This window comes from Paenibacillus sp. YSY-4.3, assembly GCF_054767475.1.
Genome location: NZ_BAABMC010000002.1, coordinates 258,515 through 277,960, shown reverse-complemented (window position 1 = coordinate 277,960; position 19,446 = coordinate 258,515). Strand labels below are relative to the sequence as shown.

Genomic DNA, 19,446 nt, shown 5'->3' with positions numbered 1-19,446 from the left:
TTTAATCCAATCCGTAAAATATCTAGCGAATTACCCAAGTGCATCTGCATTACAGAGTATGAGCACCGAACATCTTCAGCGGCTTATACGCAAAGTAGACGGACTATTGTGTCGACTTTCTTATAAAGTTAGTGATACCTTGGCAGAACAATATACCTCTATATTCTTGAAGGAAATGTAATGAGATAAGCGGAGTAAATAATTTTGAGTTGGAGGCTGCTCCGCATTCAATACATCTTTACATACCCCATAGGGGTATAATATAATAATTACAGGAAAGGAGTGATAGCCGCATGACAGAACCTAAGGAGACCGGAGATCACTGTGCGGAGAATGCTTGTCATTCAGCAGATTCAGGCTCAGCAGAGAGGCACAGTCATCATTCTGATGAGCTGAAGAATAATCTGACCCGGCGCCTGAACCGGATTGAAGGGCAAATACGGGGGATTAAGGGAATGATCGACAAGGATACGTACTGCGACGATGTGCTTAACCAAATTGCGGCTGTACAGTCGGCACTGAACAGTGTCGGCAGGCTGCTGCTGGAAGGCCATATGAAGAGCTGCGTCATTGAACGCATCCAGGCCGGAGAGACCGAAGTGGTGGATGAGCTCCTGGTTACGGTGAATAAGCTGATGAAATAAAATTTATCAGGAATACCAAACATTTATGCAAGATTCGAAGTCGAATTACATCTTGAAATACAGTGTGATCAAAAGTTAACTTTTCAGCACCGAGAAGGTTGTATAAACCCGAAGAAAGAGGGAGCGGGGTGTAGGGAAACCTACATGAGCACCGGATTTCAAGGGTGAATGCAAGATTCGAAGCCGAGCTGCATCTTGAATTATCTTCGTGATCAAAAGTTAAGAGGAGGAATTGAAATGCAAACTGTTACATTGAACGTAGAAGGAATGTCCTGCAATCATTGTGTGAACTCGGTCGAGGGCGCGGTATCCAAGCTGGGAGCGAGCGCCAAGGTCGATTTGCCGGCCAAAAGCGTCACGGTCAGCTATGACGAGAACAAGGTTGGCGTAGAGGCGATCAAGGAAGCGATCGAAGATCAAGGCTACGACGTAGTATAAAATGCAGTGCAGAACTGCCCGGGAGTACAAGAAATCTTGTGCATCCCGGGCAGTTTTTTTATGAAAAATTAGATACTCCAATTCAGCTAATCCAATTGCTTGCCGCCTCAATAACTTTCCAGGCCCCGTCCTTCAATTCCAGCTGGATGACTACACCGACGGCTCCGTTACCGGACCGGTACTTCATGCCTTCAATGACAGCCCCGTTCTCGCTGATTTCCACTTTGTCGATTTGGAGCAGCACGCCGCTTAGTACCATTCCGTTATCGGTAAAATCGTCGCCCTCGCTTTCCTTCAGCTGTTCGAAGGTAGCGTCCTTGACCGGGGCGGCAAACCTGCTGCTGATGTACTCCCTAATGTACTGCTTATCTTCCTCCGCCAAATGCGACAGCACGCTGAAATCGATCGCAATATATTTCATGTCCTCATTCAAGGCTTCATCTATCGGCATCATCGCTTCAAAAGCTAGTCCGTACAGCTGCCCCGCGCTCCCATCGACTTCGGGATTCGCTGCCGTGTCCCGATCGTTCTCCGGCTCCCCAGGTTCTCCAGCTTCCGCTTCGCGATCCCCTGTTGCTGCCGAATCGTTCCCGCTATTAGCGCCAGCATTGACAGGCTCAGGGGGCTGTTCGACGGCGGCGGGTTGCGGCACGCTTGGCTCGCTGCTAAGCTCCTTTGTATTTCTACACCCAGCAATGAGCAGGAATATCCCGATGGTGCAGGCAACGCTTTGTACAAAACGCATAGTACGCATGGTATGACCCCTCCCATCTATTTAAACGGCAATAGGATCACAATAGTTGCTTATATATTGGAATATTTTAGAAAAATATGATATGGATAATACATTAGGATAAAATGGACTTGATGATCTCCTCCAACTGGACAAGACTGCGCTCCATGTCATCTAGAGAAGCGAAGGCATATGACAGACGGATATACTGATTCGCGTCCCGATCGTACAGATGGCCGGGATTGATGAGAATGTTCCGGCGCAGCGCCTGATCGAACAGGGTTCGCGCGGGGAGCGGGGAATGCAGCTTAAGCCAGACATAAAAGCCGCCGGCAGGCTCATTCCAGCTTGCGATACCAGAGAAATGCCTGCCCAGGCAGCCTAGCATGACGGCACGGCGCTCCCTTAGCCGTTCGCGAATCTGCTCTATATGCTGCTCGTACATTCCGCTGCCAAGCCACTCGGCGGCTGCTTGCTGGGACAATGCGCTGGAGCCGTAGTCGCTTTGCATTTTAATGTCGGCGAGCCGTTCCAACACGGGCTGGGGGCCAGCGATCCAGCCGATGCGCAGGCCGGGGCTGACCGTCTTGGACAGGCTGCCGAGATAGAGGACGTTTCCGCTGGCATCCCGGGCTTTGAGCGGGCGGGGAGGCGGCCCGTCCAGCCATAAGTCGCGATACACGTCGTCTTCAATCACCGGCAGGCCCCCGGCCTCCGCAACCTTCATCAACTGCGTGCGGCGTTCCTCGCTCATCGTCGTGCCCGACGGGTTATGGAACGTCGGGATCGTGTACAGCAAAGAAGCGTTGTACTGTCTCGCGTAGGCGCCGACCAAATCGGCCCGCAGGCCGTTCTCATCCATCGGGACGCCGCGCAGCTTCATGCCTGCGGATTGAAATACGGGAACGGAGTACAGATAGGAGGGACGCTCTACCAGTACGGCCGATCCCGGCTCGAGCAATCCAACGGAGATGAGCTGCAGCGCCTGCAGCGCCCCGGAGACGATGAGCACGGAAGCGGGAGAAGCCACGATGCCGAGCTTCTGGAGCCGGGCTGCGAGCAGCTCGCGAAGCTGCGGGTCTCCCATTGGTTCCCCATATCCCAGAAGGGGAGTCCGATCCGCGACGCGGCGCAGCACGGTGCTCATCTCTAGGTGCGGAAGCAGCTCGGGCGACAGTTCTCCCGTTCCGAGCCGGATAATACCGGGATGGAACTCGGCGCGGTTGATCTCCTGGACGGCGGGCAGGTTGGGCCGGTGGATGCCGGACTTGACGTAGTCGTTCCAATTTGTCGGCGGCGTTGCAGCGAGCGCTCCCCACGTATGATTGACCACTCGGGTACCGCCGCCCTTGCTGCCCTCCAGCATTCCGGCCGCCGTAAGCTCGTCCAAGGCAGTCACAATCGTGCTGCGGTTCACCTGGAAGGCCTCGGCCAATTTGCGCTGCGAGGGGATGCGGGTGCCTACGGGCCATTCGCCGCCGACGATTTTGTCCCGGATGTACTGCGTAATTTGCATATGCAGCGGGGTAGCCGATTGCCGGCTGGGCTGCCAATGGGATTGCTCCATAATAAACCTCCGATCCAATTTAAGATCTATTATATAATTTGGTTGGTTTGCAATCCATCCAAATGGCTGGAGCCAAATCCGATCCTTATTGCTTACAATGAGAACAGCATCATTTGTAGAAAACGGAGGAATCATTGTATGTGGGAAGCTTCAATTTATGGATTGGTTCTGGCATTTGGACTGATACTGCCGCTTGGCGTGCAGAATGTATTCGTATTTAACCAGGGAGCGGGGCATCACAAATTTCGGCATGCGCTGCCTGCGGTCATTACGGCGGGATTATGCGATACGCTGCTGATTGTGCTTGCCGTTGCCGGAGTCTCCCTGATCGTTCTGACGATTTCCTGGCTGAAAATATTGCTATTCATCATCGGCGCTCTTTTCATGCTGTACATGGGCTGGTCGATTTGGCGGAGCCGTCCGGATTTGCCTGCGGCTGGTGAAGCCAGCCTCCCGGCGGGTAAACAAATTGTATTCGCTCTTTCCGTATCGCTTCTGAATCCCCATGCCATTATGGATACGATCGGCGTGATCGGTACGAGCTCGCTCCGCTTCGAGGGATTGGATAAAGCGCTGTTTGCCGGCGCAGCCATCGCGGTATCCTGGGTCTGGTTCCTAGGGCTGTGCTGGGCGGGACGCCTCATTGGCGGCATGGATCCGAGCGGGAGGATGCTGCGTCATATCAATAAGCTGTCGGCGCTTATCGTCTGGGCTATGGCGGGGTATATTATTATTCAATTATTTTGAGAAGAAAGTCTGGATAAATGGATAGAAAAAGGAGAGATCAAAGCGATGCATAACCAAAATATAACCGATGCGATGAAATCTGCGAACGAGACGATCGCCTTGCTGCTTAACCACCGCTCCATCCGCAAATTTACGGATCAAGCAGTGACGCGGGAACAGGTCGAAACGATCATTGCCGCCGGACAAGCGGCTTCGTCCTCAAGCCATGTCCAGGCCTATAGCGTCATCGCCGTAACCGAAGCGGATCTCAAAGAGGAGCTGGCCCGTCTCAGCGGCAATCAAGCGTATGTATACAGTTGTCCCGTATTTTTAGTGTGGTGTGCCGATTTGTCGCGATTGAAGGCAGCGGCGCTGAAACACCGGGCCGGCCAGGAAACCTACGAAGGCTCCATGGAAAACCTAATCGTAGCGACCGTGGATGCCGCTTTAGCGGCCCAGAACGCAGCGGTTGCCGCCGAGTCATTGGGCCTCGGCATCGTGTATATCGGCGGTATCCGCAACCAGATCGCCGAAGTCGCCAGCCTGCTCGGCTTGCCAGAGCTTGTCTATCCCGTGTTTGGCATGTGTATCGGCTATCCGGATCAACAGCCTGTTCTTCGCCCAAGGCTGCCGCAGGACGCGGTTCTGCATTGGAACGGCTATGACGCATCCGGTTCAGAGAAGGGCGTCGAACGATATGACGAGATTATGTCGTCGTATTTGCGCGAAAGAACCGGCGGAGCGAAAAGCACACCATGGTCGGAACTGATGGCGGACAAGCTCGCTCAGCCTTCGCGAATGCATATGGCCGCCTTTCTACGTGAACGGGGGTTTGGCAAGAAGTAGAGAAACTCCCCTATATGCCGTAAAAACGCCTCGTATTCTCGCGCAGCCGGCAACGCGCCTCCTCTGGGGCGATTCCCTGAATGGCGGCCCAAGCTTCGGCCACCTCCAGCACCATGGCTGGCTGGGTAAGCTGGCCTGCAAAAGGCCCCTCGAAAGGCCAGGGACCATCCGTCTCTGCCATCACCTGATCGATGGGATAGCTGTGGGCAAGCTCGATAATTTCTGCTTCATACAGCAGATCCGGGGTAAATGAAATATAGTAGCCGCGATCAGCCATTCTCTGCACCGTATGCTTCGCGCCTTTGAACCAGTGGAAATGGGCCTTGCGAATACGGTAGCGCTCCAATAAATCGCACACAAGGTCGGCATCCTCGTAAACCGCATGGAGCACGACAGGTTTGCTGTACCGCTCGGCGAAGCTGAGGAACCGCTCCAACAGCTGCACATAGGCGTTCGAATCGAGGGAGCGGCCTTCCTTGGCCATTTGCCGGCGGAGATAGTAAGGCAGGCCAACTTCCCCTACGGCGATCATACGATCGGCTTTGCGCTCCATCCAGGACAGCAGCCCGCTGATCTCTTCCGCAGCAGGCAGGGGACTCTCCGGATGAAAGCCAAAGGCGGGGTGAACGAATCCCGGGTACCGCTCGGCGAGAGCCAGGTTAGCCGTCGAAGACTCCAGGTTCGTGGATACGCACACAAGCCCCTCGATACCGCCGGGCTGCATATTTTTCACAATATGCTCGATCTCGGCCTGCTTATATTGATCCAGGTGAATATGGGCATCGATCATGTTCAGCATTTCCCTCCTCATTCGTCTGCTTATCTTCACTTACTTCATTATATCTGTTCATCCCATGAACCACAGCATCGCCCGAACTTATCAAGTCCCATTAATGGCCATAATAGAGATGAAGGTCACGCTGGATGAATAAGGGGGCATGGTATAATTTTCATGTATGAAATTAGGGGAGGATTGCTATGATCTTCAGCAAAGGCAGTGCCTCATCGGCGCTTGAAGACTTAGGGAGCGTGAGGTTTCGTCCATTCTCAGCCGCATTTATAGCCCATATGCAGCAAATGGGATACCGCTCGCAGCGGGGCTTCCCGGACTGTCAGTTTTCGTATCGATCGAAGGATGAATTACTGCTTATGCTGGAGTGTACCCGCAGGTATATGATGATGTACGGTGAGAATTTGATGGTGTCTCTGGCGACTGAAGGGAATAAGCAATCGTCGCTGTGGCTCAAGGCATGCCAAATGGAGAGCCGCGTGAAAAATAATGATGTGCTGGGCGTTATTGTTGATAAGCTGTTTGAGAACCATATCCAACCGATCGTCAACGCTGAGGAGAAGGTGATTGGCTATGAATTTCTGTTGCGGCCGGCCTCCGAGAGAAGACCATTCAGCCCGCTTGAATTGTTTGCGGCGGCCCGAGAGAGCGGGCTCCATTCCTTATTGGACCAGGCGGCAAGGCTATCGGCCATCGAGACGAGCGCGCGCCATCTGCCCCTGGGGATCAAAAGGTTCATCAACTTCTTGCCTTCTTCCATCGAGCACCCTTGTCAATGCTTGAACGATACGTTCAAGACCATCGAGCAGCTTGCCTTGGATACGCGCGATTTTGTATTCGAAGTGGTGGAGACGGAACGGATTCGGCATATTGCTCATTTGCAGTATATATTTACGGTCTGCCGCGGACGCGGTATATCCATGGCGCTTGACGATGTAGGGGCAGGCTTCTCCTTGGTGGAGGAAATGGTCCGGCTCCAGCCGGATTATGTGAAAATTGACCGCAGCATCGTAAACGGCTGCCGAAACGATGCCTACAAACAGCGGCAGATCAAGGATATCATCCAGCGTGCCATGGATTTTGGCGGCAAAGTACTTGTGGAGGGTGTCGAGCGGCGGGAGGACTTTGAGTTTTGCCTCGAGAATGGCGCCGTGCTTGCGCAAGGATATTTGTTCGGCCGTCCCCGGAAAGCGGTGAAGCTATGATGAAGAGGGCGAAACGCCCTCCTGCCGTATTTTTACAAATCATTTGCTTTTCTACTTCGTTCAGGATATAATAAGTAATGGTCGATTCAAGTGATGCAGTACATTAAATTCACCCGTTGAAAAGAGTGTCACCTTGTGAGATGGAGCTTTTTTCAATGTGTGAATTTTTTTTGTAAAAATGAACATGTTAATACTTTTAGGAGGTACCCTAATGGAAACTGGAACAGTAAAATGGTTTAACGCTGAGAAAGGCTTTGGCTTTATCGAAGTGGAAGGCGGAAATGACGTATTCGTACATTTCAGCGCGATTACTGGCGATGGCTTCAAGACTTTGGATGAAGGCCAACGCGTACAATTTAACGTAGTTCAAGGCAACCGCGGACCGCAAGCCGAAAACGTAGTAAAACTTTAATAACAGGCTCAACTGCTCTTAACGGATTCGTTAAGGGCAGTTCTGTTAAAAATGTGGATAGTGGTCTGTCTACCGTGAAATTATGTCCAAGGAGGAAGAACATGAATTACCGTAAAAAAACGTTAGAAGAAATTCCTGAGGAGAATACGCCGGTCTGGTCTTGTACGAGCGAGAGCTGCAACGGATGGATGAGGGATAATTTTGCGTTTGATTACACTCCGGCATGTCCTCTGTGTTCCTCTGAGATGGAAAAAGGGATGCGTATGCTCCCTCAGCTGGTGAACACGAACTTGGATCAGAAGTCGCTCCCAAAAGGCGTAAAGATCGAATAGCTAGTCACTAATCGACAAACAGAAGCAGTTGCAGCTCCAAACAATGGGGCGCAGCTGCTTTTTTTACATACTACAGAGGACCGAGAAACACTTTGGAGAGAGAATGGTGCATTGCATTGTCTTTCCTAATCGACGAAAACTACGGTTTTTTATATCGCAGCGCTTTGTTTCGGTTAATTTAGCACTTTGATTGTTGGGACGGTGGTCTGTTAGAGATTGTTAGATCGTTGGTGGGTGGCGGCCATCCAGCCCCTGGTTTTACTAGGTCATTTAAAAGCGGAATGTATTTTATACATCTAGTTAAGCACTTTTCATCAAAAATGCATGCGCTAAATGCAAAACATGCAGTTAGTTTGCCTGAATGGAGCTCATTCGTCGAAATAGCTTAAAACTAGATGTAGGTTTTGCAGTTAGTTCCCGCCAACACGGCCAAAACCGCTGAACTAACTGCAGGAAATACATTTACATCCACAACCACATTCACATCCACACCACAACCACAACCACATTCACATCCACACCACAACCACAACCACATTCACATCCACACCACAACCACAACCACAACCACATCCACAACCACAACCACATCTACATCTACATCCAATTACCTTATCCAGTCATAAATCAGTAGTTCACCCCAACTGGTTATAACTTTTCCAATATAAAATAGCGATTTGCGTCCGGTCGCGGACCTGCAGCTTGGCGAGAATGTCGGTAATGTAGTTTTTGACGGTGCCCTCGCTAAGGAAGAGCTTCTGGGCAATCTCCTTGTTGGACATGCCATCCGCAATCAGGGCCACGACATTTTGTTCGGCCGCGGTTAGCCCTGCCGCCCGTAATTTGCTCTGCACGGAATCGGTATGCGCATCGGAAGCCCCGCCGGGAGAAGCCGAGCTTGGGCTCTGGCCGGATCGCCCTGCCGCGGTCGCGTCGTCAGCACTTTGCCCGGCCTCGTTCGCAGCATTGAGCGCATCAGTCCGGAGGAATCCAGTCAGCTTGCGGGCGATGTCGGGATGGATGAGCATGCTGCCGCTATGTACGGTTTTGATCCCCTCGATAATGCGGCTGGGCGGAATATTTTTGAGTAGATACCCGCTGGCACCGCTTTGCAAGGCTTCGATAATGAACTCGTCATCATCGAAGGTGGTCAGGATGAGCACGGAGATTTGCGGAAAAATCGCCTTGATCCGCTTCGTTCCTTCTACGCCGTCGCATTCCGGCATCCGAATATCCATGAGCACTACATCCGGCACGGGCATTCCGCCGCTCTCTAGCTGATTTACGGCCTCCAATCCATGAGACGCAGTCCCGGCGACCTCAATTTGGGGATCCATGCCAATCAGTAAAGACAAGCTCTCCCGTATGAACGGATCGTCGTCCACGATCAATACGGATAGACGCTCTCCTGCAGCCGTGTTTGCACTCGTTGTCGTGTTTATCATGGTAGCCTACTCACGCTCCCGCTTCTTATAAAATTTCTCCTTGATGCGTCACGGGAAGCCTGGTCGTTACGGTAAAACAAGGTTCTACCTCGACCTCAAGCCTTCCTCCCGCAATCTGGCATCGTTCCCGCATTCCCGACATCCCTAAGCCGGCAGCTCTGCTGTTATACCAGTGAGGCGGCGGCACGGCCCCATCATTGCTGACGGCCATACGAATCTCGTCCGCTTCGTAGACCAGCCGGACTTCGACTGCGCCGGGCTGACCGTGCTTTAACGCATTGGTCAGGGCTTCCCGCGCATTTTTATATAGAATGATCTCTAGACTCGGATATAACGGATAAGGCTGTCCCTCTACAGACAGCGTCGTTCGAATGCCGTTCTCCCGGCCGATATCCTCGAGCATCAGGCTCAGCGCCTGGATTCCGGTCGTCTCGGAGGGCGGCTTCAATCGGCGCACCGTAGCGCGCAGCTGATCCAGGCCGGCAGAGAGCTGATCCCGAATTTGCCCGAGCAGGGCCATTCCTTTGTCAGGATCGGCAGGAACGACATGCAGTGCGGCTTCCATCATCATTTTGGCGCGGATGAGGCGATGCCCGAGATCATCGTGAAGCTCCCTGGAAATCCGTGTCCGCTCCTCGGCTTGGGCCGCGCCTTCCACCTGTTTGTTGAACAGCATTAAGCGGCGATGGGTCTCGTCGAGCTCGTAATGCCGTCTGCGCAGGTCGTCATATTTTTGCTGGATTGCGCCTTGCTTGGCCGTGAACAGCTGAAGGTAGGCAAGAATGCCGGCGATAAACCATAGAAACAGCAGTACGCTGAATCTCCAGGTTAGTGGCTCGGACAGCATGGTGAAGTAGAGCGCGCCAGTGTGAAGCGCGAACAGACTGATTCTTACGAGCCTGCCGGGCATGGACGAATAGACGAACACCGGCGCCAGGGCCGACAGGCTTGCCAGTCCGCCGTAAATGTGGCAAAGCCACGCTGAATAAGTGATCAGCACAAGGCACCAAGCCGTTACATGGCTGCTCTCCTTCGCGAAGCGCCCCAGCACAGCCAAAGCAAACAAGGCCAGCATATGGATGACGTACCGGTCGTAGGGAGGGTTTTGCAGCAGGAAAATATGAAAAAATCCCGGGAGCAGAATCATCCCGTACATAAAAGGAAGAAGCGAAGGCCTCTTCATCATTCTCAACCCTTTGCCTCGAAATAAGATGCAATTATTATAGCATAATCCCTATGAGGGTTAGGGTGCTGCAAATGGTGACTTTCGTCATTTTTTATTGGTGACTATCGATACCTTACGGGGGAAGCGAGGCCTGATACAATGGCTATAGAGTCAGAGATGTGCGGGAGGGTGAAGGCAGGATGGCATTCGTAGAAGTAAACAATGTCGTAAAAAGATACGGGGACAAATTGTCCGTGGATCATTTGAACATGAAAATCGAAGCCGGGGAAATATTCGGGCTCCTCGGCCCGAATGGAGCAGGGAAGAGCACGACCATGAACATGATCGTTGGGCTGCTGCCGATGGATCAAGGCAGTATTACGGTTGACGGGATCCCTGTCAAGGAGCGGCCGCTCGATGTAAAGAGAAGAATCGGTCTCGTTCCCCAGGAACTGGCTTTATATGAAAATATGTCTGCTGCGGACAACGTGACGTTTTTTGGCCGATTGTACGGTCTGCGGGGATGGGAGCTGAAGGAGCGGGTAAAGGAGGCACTGCGGTTCGTTGGACTGGAGGAACGGGCTAAGCAGCTGCCGCATACGTTTTCCGGGGGGATGAAGCGGCGCCTCAATATCGCCTGCTCGATCGTGCATCGCCCCAAACTGATCATTATGGATGAGCCGACCGTCGGGATCGACCCTCAGTCGCGGAATCATATTTTGGAATCGGTCCGGGAACTAAACCGCATGGGCTCCACGGTAATCTATACGAGCCATTACATGGAGGAGGTTGCCTCCTTATGCGACAGGGTAGCGATTGTCGATCAAGGCCATGTGATTGCCTGCGGAACGGAGCAGGAGCTTCGGGAACGGGTTGCCGGCGAGGAGAAAATCGTTATGTCGGCCACCGGTATAGGGGAAGACGTATTGTCCGAGCTGAAGCAGCACCCGCGGATCAACCGGATTCTGGAGACCGAGCACGGGCTGGAGCTGTATACATCTTCTTCGCAGAACGAGCTGCAGGACATTTTATACATTTGCGCCAAGCACGACGCCGTAATTCATTCCGTAGTCTGCGAGCAGCCGACGCTGGAGACGCTGTTCCTCAATCTGACCGGGCGTACGCTGCGGGATTAGGGCTAGGGGGGATACGTTGTGAAGTTATGGACAATCGCCTGGTTTGAGCTGCGGATGCTTACGCGGACGCGCGCCGTGTTATTGAACTTATTTTTGCTGCCGATGGTGCTTATTTTCATTTTGGGCAACGCCCTCTCCAGCAACTTTAAAGACGAGGCGGAAGCTTCGGTGGAGCAGGCCAGGGTAATGATCGTAGAGCCGAATACAGAGAGAATGCTAGCAAATGGAGAGCTTGAAGCGGGTTTAGGGTTTCGGGAGTTTTTGAACAGTCCGGAAATTAAACAAAGAATGCAAGTTGAGAAAACCGTGAGCCGCGAAGAAGCGGTTGAAGCTTTAACGCGGGGCGAAGCGGATTTCGCTGTCGTTATTCCACCTGATTTCGAGGAGCGGGTAATGGCGGGAAAGGAAGCGCAGTGGGAGCTCATTCCCGGAAAAGACAGCATGAAGAATTACGTCGCCCAGACGGTATTCCATGCCTATTTGGATGAGGTCAACCGGGTGCAGGCAGCGATCATCGCCTTAGGACCGCAGGGTTTTGGAGAGGCCAACGGAATGATGAGCGGTCTGGAGGCTTCGTATGTAGAAACGGCATCGTTGAATGAAGGGGGCGAGACGTACTCCGCATTTCAATACTACGCCGCTGCCATGCTGATCATGTTCCTCCTGTACTCGGGACTGTCGGCCAGCATCAGCTTATCCGAAGAGAAGCGCAAGAAGACGCTGTACCGTTTAAATTCCATGCCCGTAAGCACGCTGGAGATATTTATGGGGAAAATCGCCGGGAATAGCCTGGTCGCTTTTTTACAGGCTGCCGTCATTATTTGCGGAACGTCATGGTTCTACGATGTGGACTGGGGCCCTCATCTGTGGATGCTGGCGCTGACCTGTCTGCTCGTAGTGATCGCCTCCATGATGCTGGCCGTGATTATTACCTTGTTAACCAAATCATCCGCGGTTGCCCGTTCGGTCGTTGTGACGGTCATCGTCGTCATGACTTTTCTGAGCGGCGGGTTCCAGCCGCTGCCGATAGAGATCATTCAACGGATGGGCGAATTCACGGTGAACCACTGGGCACTGCAGGCCATATTGCGTTTGATGCTCGGGGCAGATCCGGCCGAAGTGATGCATTACTTGATGATGTTGGGTTTAGGCTGCGCCCTGCTGCTTGCAGCTGGCATCGTTTCATATCGGAAGGTGGGTTATCATGAGTAGCTTGACGATTGCCTGGAATGTCATAAGACGAACGATCGGCACCCCAAAAGGGCTGCTTGGCTACATCCTGCTACCGTGCGTCGTCATTGCTCTCGTTATCGCCCTGTTGGGGCAGGAAGAAATGACGCTATCCCAAATCGCGTATGTGGATCGGGATCAGGGGGTGGCTAGCGCCTTCTTGCTGAAGGAGCTGGCTAGCAAGCCCGGCTATGCCTTGAAGGAATATGAGGATGATGCGGCTATGAGGGATGCGTTGCTGTCCAAGAAAGCCGTGATCGGCTTTGCCGTCCCTGCCGGGTTCACCGAAGGAGTCCGCTCTGGACGCGTCCCCAAGCTTCAGGTATATGATTTGGCGACGAGCGAGGCGACCTTTACGCTTAGAATTAATTTGGATGGGCTTGTACGGGGAATGGCGGCCTCCGCAGGGATGGTTAAGACCGCTTCCGGAGAGGGCGGGCAGGACAGCGAAGTGCTGGCCGATGTGTTCCGGGAGACGGGAAAACACCGCGTAACCGCCGTCGATCAGGACCTGCGGCTCTATCCGAAGAAGGGGCTCAGCACAGTCACCGGCTTTACGTTGTTGTTCCTGATGAGCTTAATCAGCAGCTCGGTGACGCAAATCGTCGAAGACCGCAGCAAGCGGACGATGGCCCGCATCTATAGCGCACCGGTCAGGGCTTGGGAGATCGCCGCGGGCAATTTCCTCGGCAGCTTCTTTGTCGGCGTGATCCAGATTGCGGTCGTATTGATGCTCAGCCGCTGGGTGCTGCGGTATGATGCCGGCATCCCGCTGCATCTGCACTTCATCGTGCTGGCCGCGTTCATGCTCGTCGCGATGGGCATTGCGAGTGCGGCGGCCGGATTGATTCGCAATCCGCAGAACGCCGGGATGCTGAACAACCTGATCATCACCCCGACCTGCATGATCGGGGGCTGCTTCTGGCCGATCTCCTTCATGCCGGAATACATGCAGAAGGCGGCTAATTTCGTGCCGCAGAAATGGACAATCCAGGCCGTCGAGCTGCTCTCCTCGGGAAGCAGTCTGAAGGGAGTCGTTACTCCGCTGCTCATTCTGGTGCTCATGGCGTTCGTGCTGCTGATCATCGGTTCGGCGATCCTGCGCCCTAGCGAGGGGCAGTCAAGGGCATAAGAGATGGGGGGAGTATTTGCGGCATCAAAAAACAGGTTATCCGGTGACGGTTGGCGTCATCTGGATAACCTGTTTGCCATTCAAGGGCTCAGCAGAGAAAATATAGTGGAAAAAGATTGCATCCCTATATAAAATTTAATATGTTGGAAAGAAGCTTGGGTTTGGTTAGCCCGCATGAATTTGTCCCGTTATGCGGCGGTATTCCTTAAGCATGAATAGCCGCCAGCGGAGGATCATTCCGTAGGCCAGCAGGAAAAATACGGAGCCCGTCTGGAGCACCGAGATATATTGTTCCACGACTTCATGCAGGACGAGCCTTAGCGCAAGCAAGCCGATCAGGATATAGGCAAAGCCGCGGGTCCGTTTGGCGTATACCTCGCCGTCGATCAGTTCGAATTGGGTGCTGCGATTCAGCGGGTAAGAGAAGAAAAACCAGCCTACGGCAAAGGCGATGGCGCCCCAAAGAACCGGGATATGAAAATCAGGAACGATGAACATCCCGAAGCCGGTAGTCATGCCTAGCGGCGGAATAATGATCTTCTTGACCGTTACGGGTCTGCGGCTGGCTTTTAACCGGATAAACAATGCGAGTGCAGCCATGATGATGGCTCCGACGGTTACAAAAACCTGCATATAAGAAGGAATGGTAATATTCATGAAATGTCCCTTTCTTGAACATGTGTAGTTGGCGAGATCATTATAACATAAATCACTTACGGAAAATAAAAATGAGCCAAGGCTCCCGGATTCAACGGCATGCCCGTGTTTCAAGGATATGACGGAAAGGGGAAAGGAATATGAACAGCGAGTTTACGGTGGCCCTGCATTGCCTTCTTTTTCTGCAGATGAATGCCCATTGCATCGCCAACAGCGAGAAAATCGCAGCGAGCGTGGCCACGCATCCTGCCCGAGTCCGCAAAGTATTGAGCCTGCTGCGAAAGCAAGGGTATGTGTCGACGAAAGAAGGCGTGGGCGGCGGCTACTTGCTTAGCGCCGATTTGAATGCCATCAGCCTTGGCGATTTGTACCGCCTGTTCGCCAGAGGAACTCTCCAGCCGGTATGGTGCTCGGGCAGCCAGGAATCGCCCTGTCAGGTATCCTCGAAGATGCATGAGGTGATGGATCGGATTTTTGCCGGGGGCGAGGATCAGTTGGAACGTTATTTTGACGAAATCAAGGTATCCCGTGTGAAGGGACTGCTTCAGGAGCTGCGGGCTGAGGCAGGTTCGTAATTCAATAAACTGATAAGGGGAAAAGTCTATGCGTATCTTTGAGCAAGAGGAGCAGTATTTCTACGTTGGGGGTTACTCTTCCGGAGAAGAACCGGGAATCCATCTTTGCAGCTTAAATACGGGCAGCGGCGAGCTTCGTCTTATTCACAGCACCTCAGGCATCGAGAACCCGTCCTTTCTTATCGTAGCGGATAAACAACATGCGGGGGGCCAGGCGATTCAGCGCGGCGTGCAGAAAAATGAAAGCGATACCGCGGCGGGTTCGGATAGTAATGCCAGCCCGGCAGCTGAGGGCGCAGGAACAATGCAGCTGTATGCCGTTCTGGAATGCGAGAGAGGTGAGGTCGCTGCCTATGGTATTGACCCACAGAACGGCAAGCTGCACTTGATTAAAACGGCACGTACGGATGGTGCAAGTCCGTGTCATTTGTCGCTGTCTCCTTCTGGGCACCTGCTTGTCGCCAATTATTCCAGCGGCCATGTTAACAGCTTTGAATTAGACGGCGAGGGGAGCTTAGCCCAAATGGCGGCAGCTATTCAGCATGTCGGCAGCGGTTTTCGCCAGGATCGCCAGGAGTCGGCTCATGCCCACAGTGTAGTCCCGTCCAAAGATGGCAAATATGCCTTCGTATCCGACCTGGGTCTTGACCGGATCATTATTTACAGGCTGGAAGACGGCAAGCTTGTTACGCACCGCGAAGTGGCACTGCAGCCCGGGGCGGGGCCAAGGCATTTCATTATCCATCCGTCTGATAAAATTGCATACGGCATCAATGAGCTGGATAACACGGTGACCGTGTTTGCGTACAATCCGACCCATGGCATATTGGAAATTATTCAGCATATAAGCACATTGCCCGAGGACTTCGCCGAAGAGAGTTATGCAGCGGACATTCATTTGGCACCAGACGGGAAATATGTATATGCATCGAACCGCGGCCACGACAGCATCGTCCGCTTTAAGCTGGACGCTTCGACCGGACAGCTCAGCGACCCGGAGTGGACTACCGTCGGCGGAAAGTGGCCGCGCAACTTTGCCGTCCTGGACGACTATGTGCTCATGGCGAACCAGTTCAGCAACAGCATCACCCTGCTCCGCCGTAACCGGGCCACCGGCAGCCTTTCGCCTGCCGACAGCGTGCTTGAGGTGAAGGAGCCTTCCTGCATCGCGGTTGTTCCGCGGTAGCATGCCCATTTCTGGGGGCAATGGAGCTCGGTGAAGCGACCTGGTTAGTATGTGGTGGTTGGTTCGAGGTAGTTAGTGAGACGTAGCTGGCTGGCGGCGGTGTGACGGTATGGGCTGGATGGCTGGCTTGAGGAGTTAGTTTGGGGTAGTTAGTGTGACGTGGTCGGTGCGAGATAGTTGGTAGGAGATAGTTAGTGTGACGTGGTTGGTGCGAGGTAGCTGGTACGAGGTAGTTAGTGTGTCGTAGTTGGCTGACGGCGGTGTGGCGGTATGGGGTGGGTAGCTGAGTGGCGGGGTGCTGGGTAGCTGAGTAGCGGGGTGCTGGGTAGCTGAGTAGTTGAGTGGTGAGTAGTGTAGTGAGTAGTGAGTAGTGAGTAACGAGTAGCTGAATAGCTGAATAGCCGGTGGCAGAGTGCTGAGTGACTGGGTGGCCGAACGGTGGATTAGCTGAGTAGTCTAAATAGCTGAATAGTGAGTGGCTTGGTGGCAGATTGACCGGGTGGTTGAGGCTGGCACTAGGTAACTGGCTGGGCATATGCGACCCTAACGGACACAGGGGACGCTATTTGCGAATAACGGGGGAATTTTGAAGGCTAACGGACCTACGTTCCGCTATTGCCTCCAAAAACATGGTTGTTGCAGCCAATTTGGCCAAATAGCGGAACCATTGTCCGTAGGCATAGCGAAAGAGGGGCTATTTCCACAATTAGCGGATCTCCTGTCCGTTAGAAGGTGGCCAACCCACCAACCCACCAACCCACCAACCCACCAACCCACCAACCCACCAACCCACCAACCCACGAACCACCGCAACCACCGCAACCACCGCAACCCCAGACCCACCGTTCGCACCATCTCACCAATCCCAAACCACCCTCGAAGATCAAGGACAAAACCAAGGACAAGGCCTGCAGGCCTTGTCCTTTTTTTGCATAACTTAGCCAACCATGTGCCTTCAAATATGCTCCACAAGGGAATATAAGCATCACTTATAGATTTTTAATACATTTCCAATAAAAGTGTTTGACAAGAAAACCCAGCGCATATAGAATACAATCATAGCATACTAAACAGGTAGGAATAATAAATAAAATAATGTTCTCACCGTACGGACGGAGGAACGCTCTACTTGCCTTGGCAGACACGGTAGCAGTTCGGTCTGACCGTAGGGATAGGGCGTTTCTCTTTCTATTTTGCTAGGCAGTTGACATGAGAAGTTTAAGGCGCATGAAGCATTTTGCAGAAATATTGACAGAGTTTCTAAAGAGAGATGGGGAGAGTGAGTAGTTATGAAAAAGGTGTTGAAGCAAGGGTTCGTGGCAGGTCTCGTATTGGCAGTGACATTGGTTGCCGCGGCTTGCGGAACTTCGGGAAGCGGGGCTAAAGAGATCAGCTTGCTGAACGTATCCTACGATCCGACCCGTGAGCTGTATACCGCGTATAACAAAGCTTTTGCTGCTCATTGGGAGAAAGAGACGGGCGAGAAGATATCGATCAAGCAATCGCATGGCGGGTCAGGGAAGCAGGGCCGGGCGGTGATCGACGGGCTTGATGCGGATGTCGTAACGCTGGCTCTCGGTTATGACATCGACGCGATCCAGCAGGCTGGACTAATCAATGAAGGCTGGCAGCAGAAATACGATCATAACAGTTCGCCGTACACGTCGACGATTGTGTTCCTCGTTCGCAAAGGAAATCCGAAAGGCATCAAGGATTGGGACGATTTGATCAAGGACGGGATCGAGGTCATCACGCCTAACCCGCAAACCTCTGGCGGAGCGCGCTGGAATTACCTAGCAGCATGGGGCTATGCGCTGCATCAGAACAACAATGACGAGGCCAAGGCTCAGGAATTCGTAAAGAAACTGTATGAGCATGTTCCGGTACTGGACAGCGGTGCCCGCGGGGCAACCACGACGTTCGTGGAACGCGGACTGGGGGATGTGCTGCTGGCTTGGGAGAACGAGGCTTGGCTGTCCGTAGAGGAGCTTGGCCCGGATAAGTTCGATATCGTCTACCCGTCGGAAAGTATTTTGGCTGAACCGCCTGTAGCGGTAGTAGATAAAAATGCCGACAAAAAGGGTACCCGTGAAGTGGCCGAGGCATATTTGCAGTATCTGTACTCGGAGGAAGGCCAGACGATTGCAGCGGAGAATTATTACCGCCCTACGCTGGACAGCGTAAAAAGCAAATATAAAGATGCTTTCCCGGAAATCAAGCTGTTTACGATAGACGAGGAATTTGGCGGGTGGGCCGAGGCACAACAGAAGCATTTTAGCGACGGCGGCATATTCACGCAAATTTATGCGCCGAAATAAACCGACCGGACAAACGGAGGGGCATTCCTGCGGTGATCAAGCGGGATGCAACGGATGGAAAGGATGAACATGCATGCACAGTAGCACTTCAAAGCGCGGAGTGCTTCCCGGCTTCGGGATCACGATGGGTTACAGCGTACTATATATCAGTTTGGTCGTATTGATTCCGTTATCTGCGCTGTTGCTGAACTCTACGGGTCTAACCTGGGAGAAGTTCTGGGATGTTGCGACAGATTCGCGCGTACTTGCTTCATATAAAGTCAGCTTCCTGACCGCGGCAGCGGCGGGACTGATTGATACCGTACTCGGTCTGCTGATCGCGTGGGTGCTTGTTCGATATGAATTTCCCGGCAAGGGACTGTTCGATGCGATGATTGATCTTCCTTTTGCCCTGCCTACTGCGGTTGCGGGGGTATCACTGACCGCGATTTATTCGGCGAACGGCTGGATCGGCTCCTTGTTTGAACCGTTGGGGATCAAAATCGCTTTTACGCCGATCGGCATTACCTTGGCGCTGATGTTCATCGGGATTCCCTTTGTCGTCAGAACCGTTCAGCCGGTGCTTCAGGAGCTGGATGCCGAGGTTGAGGAAGCGGCCTCCACTCTAGGTGCAAGCCGTTTCCGGACGTTTCGTTCCGTCGTTCTGCCGGAGCTGATACCTCCGCTGATGACGGGGTTTGCCCTGGCATTCGCCCGGGGGATCGGGGAATACGGCTCGGTCGTCTTCATTTCCGGCAATATGCCGATGAAGACCGAGATTGCCCCGCTGCTCATCATGTCGAAGCTGGAGCAGTTCGATTACGCGGGGGCTACAGCCGTGGCTCTTATGCTCCTAATCATTTCTTTCGTGCTGCTGCTGCTCATCAACTCTTTGCAGCGGAAAGTACGCAAGACGGCAAAATAGCGGTT

The 19,446-nt window shown here is 53.0% G+C and carries 20 protein-coding genes; 14 read left to right on the top strand and 6 right to left on the bottom strand.

Annotated features, from left to right (window positions below; genetic code table 11):
- Positions 1 to 293 precede the first annotated feature (293 nt).
- Together ACYUJT_RS08195 and copZ are read left to right on the top strand one after the other, a co-directional pair.
- Positions 294 to 644: a metal-sensitive transcriptional regulator gene (locus ACYUJT_RS08195; protein WP_460320413.1), complete on the top strand. Its 351-nt coding sequence runs from the start codon at positions 294 to 296 to the stop codon at positions 642 to 644.
- Positions 645 to 881: 237 nt separating this feature from the next.
- On the top strand, positions 882 to 1,082 hold the full coding sequence (gene copZ / locus ACYUJT_RS08190; RefSeq protein WP_460320411.1) for a copper chaperone CopZ: 201 nt from the start codon (positions 882 to 884) through the stop codon (positions 1,080 to 1,082).
- Positions 1,083 to 1,164: 82 nt separating this feature from the next.
- On the opposite strand, the gene ACYUJT_RS08185 is transcribed toward copZ, so the two are convergent.
- Together ACYUJT_RS08185 and ACYUJT_RS08180 are read right to left on the bottom strand one after the other, a co-directional pair.
- Complete coding sequence (locus tag ACYUJT_RS08185) at positions 1,165 to 1,836, bottom strand: hypothetical protein (protein ID WP_460320408.1); 672 nt, start codon at positions 1,834 to 1,836, stop codon at positions 1,165 to 1,167.
- 94 nt (positions 1,837 to 1,930) lie between these two features.
- On the bottom strand, positions 1,931 to 3,382 hold the full coding sequence (locus ACYUJT_RS08180) for an aminotransferase-like domain-containing protein (RefSeq protein ID WP_460320406.1): 1,452 nt from the start codon (positions 3,380 to 3,382) through the stop codon (positions 1,931 to 1,933).
- Between the two features lie 138 nt (positions 3,383 to 3,520).
- On the opposite strand from ACYUJT_RS08180, the gene ACYUJT_RS08175 reads away from it, so the two are divergent.
- On the top strand, positions 3,521 to 4,129 hold the full coding sequence (locus tag ACYUJT_RS08175) for a LysE/ArgO family amino acid transporter (protein WP_460320403.1): 609 nt from the start codon (positions 3,521 to 3,523) through the stop codon (positions 4,127 to 4,129).
- A gap of 45 nt (positions 4,130 to 4,174) precedes the next feature.
- Positions 4,175 to 4,954: an oxygen-insensitive NADPH nitroreductase gene (gene nfsA / locus ACYUJT_RS08170; protein WP_460320402.1), complete on the top strand. Its 780-nt coding sequence runs from the start codon at positions 4,175 to 4,177 to the stop codon at positions 4,952 to 4,954.
- 10 nt (positions 4,955 to 4,964) lie between these two features.
- Here nfsA and ACYUJT_RS08165 read toward each other — a convergent pair whose 3' ends face one another.
- The gene (locus ACYUJT_RS08165; protein WP_460321579.1) at positions 4,965 to 5,744 is read right to left on the bottom strand and encodes a TatD family hydrolase; all 780 of its coding nucleotides are present in this window, start codon (positions 5,742 to 5,744) and stop codon (positions 4,965 to 4,967) included.
- Between the two features lie 188 nt (positions 5,745 to 5,932).
- Between ACYUJT_RS08165 and ACYUJT_RS08160 the strand changes: the two genes are divergently transcribed.
- From ACYUJT_RS08160 to ACYUJT_RS08150, 3 genes are all read left to right on the top strand, one after another.
- The gene (locus ACYUJT_RS08160; protein WP_460320400.1) at positions 5,933 to 6,949 is read left to right on the top strand and encodes an EAL domain-containing protein; all 1,017 of its coding nucleotides are present in this window, start codon (positions 5,933 to 5,935) and stop codon (positions 6,947 to 6,949) included.
- A 211-nt stretch (positions 6,950 to 7,160) separates the two neighbouring features.
- Positions 7,161 to 7,361, top strand: a complete 201-nt coding sequence (locus ACYUJT_RS08155; RefSeq protein WP_460320398.1) for a cold-shock protein — start codon at positions 7,161 to 7,163, stop codon at positions 7,359 to 7,361.
- A gap of 101 nt (positions 7,362 to 7,462) precedes the next feature.
- Entirely contained in the window at positions 7,463 to 7,693 is a 231-nt protein-coding gene (locus ACYUJT_RS08150) for a cold-shock protein (protein WP_460320397.1), read from the top strand.
- A gap of 635 nt (positions 7,694 to 8,328) precedes the next feature.
- On the opposite strand, the gene ACYUJT_RS08145 is transcribed toward ACYUJT_RS08150, so the two are convergent.
- A complete protein-coding gene (locus ACYUJT_RS08145; RefSeq protein WP_460320394.1) occupies positions 8,329 to 9,138 on the bottom strand; it encodes a response regulator in 810 nt (269 codons plus the stop codon).
- A 25-nt stretch (positions 9,139 to 9,163) separates the two neighbouring features.
- On the bottom strand, positions 9,164 to 10,294 hold the full coding sequence (locus ACYUJT_RS08140; protein WP_460320393.1) for a sensor histidine kinase: 1,131 nt from the start codon (positions 10,292 to 10,294) through the stop codon (positions 9,164 to 9,166).
- Between the two features lie 209 nt (positions 10,295 to 10,503).
- On the opposite strand from ACYUJT_RS08140, the gene ACYUJT_RS08135 reads away from it, so the two are divergent.
- The 3 genes from ACYUJT_RS08135 to ACYUJT_RS08125 are packed head-to-tail and all read left to right on the top strand — an operon-like array spanning position 10,504 to position 13,801.
- Complete coding sequence (locus ACYUJT_RS08135; RefSeq protein ID WP_460320390.1) at positions 10,504 to 11,439, top strand: ABC transporter ATP-binding protein; 936 nt, start codon at positions 10,504 to 10,506, stop codon at positions 11,437 to 11,439.
- A gap of 18 nt (positions 11,440 to 11,457) precedes the next feature.
- Complete coding sequence (locus tag ACYUJT_RS08130; protein ID WP_460320389.1) at positions 11,458 to 12,651, top strand: ABC transporter permease; 1,194 nt, start codon at positions 11,458 to 11,460, stop codon at positions 12,649 to 12,651.
- A complete protein-coding gene (locus ACYUJT_RS08125; RefSeq protein ID WP_460320387.1) occupies positions 12,644 to 13,801 on the top strand; it encodes an ABC transporter permease in 1,158 nt (385 codons plus the stop codon). Before ACYUJT_RS08130 ends, ACYUJT_RS08125 begins: the two co-directional genes overlap by 8 nt.
- A 165-nt stretch (positions 13,802 to 13,966) precedes the next feature.
- Here the strand turns inward: ACYUJT_RS08125 and ACYUJT_RS08120 are convergent, their stop codons facing one another.
- The gene (locus tag ACYUJT_RS08120) at positions 13,967 to 14,458 is read right to left on the bottom strand and encodes a CcdC family protein (RefSeq protein WP_460320384.1); all 492 of its coding nucleotides are present in this window, start codon (positions 14,456 to 14,458) and stop codon (positions 13,967 to 13,969) included.
- Between the two features lie 140 nt (positions 14,459 to 14,598).
- Between ACYUJT_RS08120 and ACYUJT_RS08115 the strand changes: the two genes are divergently transcribed.
- The 4 genes from ACYUJT_RS08115 to cysT all read left to right on the top strand — a co-directional run bounded on the left by ACYUJT_RS08115 (position 14,599) and on the right by cysT (position 19,441).
- Positions 14,599 to 15,033, top strand: coding sequence for an Rrf2 family transcriptional regulator (locus ACYUJT_RS08115; RefSeq protein WP_460320382.1), 435 nt, complete (start codon positions 14,599 to 14,601; stop codon positions 15,031 to 15,033).
- Between the two features lie 28 nt (positions 15,034 to 15,061).
- A complete protein-coding gene (locus ACYUJT_RS08110; RefSeq protein ID WP_460320380.1) occupies positions 15,062 to 16,219 on the top strand; it encodes a lactonase family protein in 1,158 nt (385 codons plus the stop codon).
- Positions 16,220 to 17,508: 1,289 nt separating this feature from the next.
- Positions 17,509 to 18,537: a sulfate ABC transporter substrate-binding protein gene (locus tag ACYUJT_RS08105; protein ID WP_460320378.1), complete on the top strand. Its 1,029-nt coding sequence runs from the start codon at positions 17,509 to 17,511 to the stop codon at positions 18,535 to 18,537.
- Positions 18,538 to 18,610: 73 nt separating this feature from the next.
- The gene (gene cysT, locus ACYUJT_RS08100; protein WP_460320375.1) at positions 18,611 to 19,441 is read left to right on the top strand and encodes a sulfate ABC transporter permease subunit CysT; all 831 of its coding nucleotides are present in this window, start codon (positions 18,611 to 18,613) and stop codon (positions 19,439 to 19,441) included.
- Positions 19,442 to 19,446: the final 5 nt, after the last annotated feature.

Bases quoted from the DNA above. Each gene is read 5' to 3' on its own strand.
- ACYUJT_RS08195 (WP_460320413.1), top strand. From the start codon at position 294: ATGACAGAACCTAAGGAGACCGGAGATCACTGTGCGGAGAATGCTTGT.
- copZ (WP_460320411.1), top strand. From the start codon at position 882: ATGCAAACTGTTACATTGAACGTAGAAGGAATGTCCTGCAATCATTGT.
- ACYUJT_RS08185 (WP_460320408.1), bottom strand. From the start codon at position 1,836: ATGCGTACTATGCGTTTTGTACAAAGCGTTGCCTGCACCATCGGGATA.
- ACYUJT_RS08180 (WP_460320406.1), bottom strand. From the start codon at position 3,382: ATGGAGCAATCCCATTGGCAGCCCAGCCGGCAATCGGCTACCCCGCTG.
- ACYUJT_RS08175 (WP_460320403.1), top strand. From the start codon at position 3,521: ATGTGGGAAGCTTCAATTTATGGATTGGTTCTGGCATTTGGACTGATA.
- nfsA (WP_460320402.1), top strand. From the start codon at position 4,175: ATGCATAACCAAAATATAACCGATGCGATGAAATCTGCGAACGAGACG.
- ACYUJT_RS08165 (WP_460321579.1), bottom strand. From the start codon at position 5,744: ATGATCGATGCCCATATTCACCTGGATCAATATAAGCAGGCCGAGATC.
- ACYUJT_RS08160 (WP_460320400.1), top strand. From the start codon at position 5,933: ATGATCTTCAGCAAAGGCAGTGCCTCATCGGCGCTTGAAGACTTAGGG.
- ACYUJT_RS08155 (WP_460320398.1), top strand. From the start codon at position 7,161: ATGGAAACTGGAACAGTAAAATGGTTTAACGCTGAGAAAGGCTTTGGC.
- ACYUJT_RS08150 (WP_460320397.1), top strand. From the start codon at position 7,463: ATGAATTACCGTAAAAAAACGTTAGAAGAAATTCCTGAGGAGAATACG.
- ACYUJT_RS08145 (WP_460320394.1), bottom strand. From the start codon at position 9,138: ATGATAAACACGACAACGAGTGCAAACACGGCTGCAGGAGAGCGTCTA.
- ACYUJT_RS08140 (WP_460320393.1), bottom strand. From the start codon at position 10,294: ATGTACGGGATGATTCTGCTCCCGGGATTTTTTCATATTTTCCTGCTG.
- ACYUJT_RS08135 (WP_460320390.1), top strand. From the start codon at position 10,504: ATGGCATTCGTAGAAGTAAACAATGTCGTAAAAAGATACGGGGACAAA.
- ACYUJT_RS08125 (WP_460320387.1), top strand. From the start codon at position 12,644: ATGAGTAGCTTGACGATTGCCTGGAATGTCATAAGACGAACGATCGGC.
- ACYUJT_RS08120 (WP_460320384.1), bottom strand. From the start codon at position 14,458: ATGAATATTACCATTCCTTCTTATATGCAGGTTTTTGTAACCGTCGGA.
- ACYUJT_RS08115 (WP_460320382.1), top strand. From the start codon at position 14,599: ATGAACAGCGAGTTTACGGTGGCCCTGCATTGCCTTCTTTTTCTGCAG.
- ACYUJT_RS08110 (WP_460320380.1), top strand. From the start codon at position 15,062: ATGCGTATCTTTGAGCAAGAGGAGCAGTATTTCTACGTTGGGGGTTAC.
- ACYUJT_RS08105 (WP_460320378.1), top strand. From the start codon at position 17,509: ATGAAAAAGGTGTTGAAGCAAGGGTTCGTGGCAGGTCTCGTATTGGCA.
- cysT (WP_460320375.1), top strand. From the start codon at position 18,611: ATGCACAGTAGCACTTCAAAGCGCGGAGTGCTTCCCGGCTTCGGGATC.